Origin of the sequence: Pseudomonas sp. IPO3747 (assembly GCF_013385245.1) — a bacterium.
Taxonomy (GTDB): Bacteria; Pseudomonadota; Gammaproteobacteria; order Pseudomonadales; family Pseudomonadaceae; genus Aquipseudomonas; species Aquipseudomonas edaphica.
In genome coordinates this window covers 1-303 of record NZ_JACAQL010000047.1, presented here as the reverse complement: position 1 = coordinate 303, position 303 = coordinate 1, and the positions used below count along the sequence as shown (strand labels likewise).

Sequence of the window (303 nt, the reverse complement as noted above, 5' to 3'; positions counted from 1 at the left end):
CGCGCCCCCTTCAATGGTGCCTGAATTCATAGAATAAGCGCAACGCTTGAAACGACAGGCAGAGAGCCAGCCACCGGTAGAATACAGGCTCTCACACCGAAGGATTCAAGCGCAGATGACTACGCATTACCGGCAGCTGACTCAGGGACAACGTTACCAGATTGAGGCTGGCTTGAGCGCCGCAGAGAGCCAGGCGAGCATTGCAAAGCGGGTCGGCGTGCATCCCTCGACGATCAGTCGCGAGGTTCGCCGCAACAGCACCCAGAATATCTACAAGGCTGTTTCTGCGGCCCATGAAAGTGA

Annotated in this window: 1 protein-coding gene; it reads left to right on the top strand. The window is 56.8% G+C overall.

All coding sequences use genetic code 11. The features are described from left to right. Positions 1 to 115: 115 nt before the first annotated feature. Positions 116 to 303: helix-turn-helix domain-containing protein (locus HX790_RS29470; protein WP_176992619.1), on the top strand; the 188-nt coding region annotated here is incomplete at its 3' end.